Source organism: Acidovorax sp. LjRoot204 (genome assembly GCF_056175785.1).
This window is the reverse complement of the sequence record NZ_JBGFFF010000358.1, coordinates 1-1,182: the sequence shown is the minus strand read 5'-3', so window position 1 is coordinate 1,182 and position 1,182 is coordinate 1. Positions and strand designations below refer to the sequence as shown.

The 1,182-nt window shown below is 60.7% G+C and carries 2 protein-coding genes; one reads left to right on the top strand and one right to left on the bottom strand.

What is annotated here, in order from left to right; all coding sequences use genetic code 11:
- Positions 1 to 747, bottom strand: a 747-nt coding sequence (locus AC04MI_RS25355) for a DMT family transporter (protein ID WP_476499071.1), incomplete at its 3' end; no start/stop codon positions are given.
- A 39-nt stretch (positions 748 to 786) separates the two neighbouring features.
- On the opposite strand from AC04MI_RS25355, the gene AC04MI_RS25350 reads away from it, so the two are divergent.
- Positions 787 to 1,182, top strand: a 396-nt coding sequence (locus AC04MI_RS25350; protein ID WP_476499070.1) for a gamma-glutamylcyclotransferase family protein, incomplete at its 3' end; no start/stop codon positions are given.

Sequence of the window (1,182 nt, the reverse complement as noted above, 5' to 3'; positions counted from 1 at the left end):
CAGCCACACCGTCCACATGCAGGCGGCCAGCGCATAAAACAGCAGCAATAGCCAGGTGCCCCATCCCACCGAGGCAAACGGGAAGTCCAGCGCCAGGTACAGGCCAAACGGTGTCGTCAGCACAAAGCCCCACAGGTTGATGAGCGAGGTGATGCGCTTGGGCCCCAGGCTGCCGGTGAGCTTCTTGCCGATCACCGTGTAGGCGGCCTCGCAAATCACTGCCCCCAGCAGCAGCATTTGGCCCCACAAGGCATGGTTTGCAGTGTTTTTGGCTCCAAGCGCAGGTTCCATATGCGCTGCGTGCTCTGGTTTTGATAGTGAGAACAGGGCAATGCCAATCACCGCACAGAGCACCGCCATCCAGGTGCGAGGCGCCACCCGTTCACCCAGAAATGCCCATCCCATCAATGCCACGGCTGCAGGAATGGCTGCCATGGTCACCCCTGCTGAGACAGCGTCGGTCAGGCTCACGCCATAGATCATGCAGATGGTGAATAGAAAGTTGCCCAGAAAGGACTCCAGGAACAGCAGCCGTTTGGTCTGCGGCGTCAGTGGCGGCTCGTTGGCGGGCTTTTTGAGCCAGTGCAGCATAGCGACGCCCCCGATGCCAAAGCGCATCCAGGCCAGCAAGAGCACGGGCAGCACGGCTGCCAGGGGTTTGGAGAGTGCCACATAACTGCCCACCAGCGACATGCTGAGAGCCAGGCACAAATAGGCGAAAGGGCGGCTGGGAGCGGGCGTATTCACTAGACTGGGGCGCTGTTCAATCAAAAAAGACTGCGCATCATGCCCGAGCCTTCTTTGCCTGCTGGCACCCCACGCCATGTGTTTGTATACGGCACCTTGCGCCGCGGTGGGTCGAATGACATCACGCGCTTGTTGCCTGCGCCACACTGGGTGGGTTTTGCGCAGGTGCCGGGAGTGTTGTTTCACCTGGGGGCTTATCCGGGCATGACGCTGCGTGGCGATCAGCCGGTGCATGGCGAGGTGTACGCCATCGAGCCTGCGCTGGAGGAGGTTCTGGATGCCATTGAAGGGTTGACCGGAGATCACCCCACCGACGAATACCTCAAGCGCGAGATCGTGGTGACAGTTGAGGGCCAACGGCTGTCTTGTCTGGTGTACGAGATCCATCCCCGATACACAGAGGGCGCACGCCGGATCGAACATGGCGACTGGCTC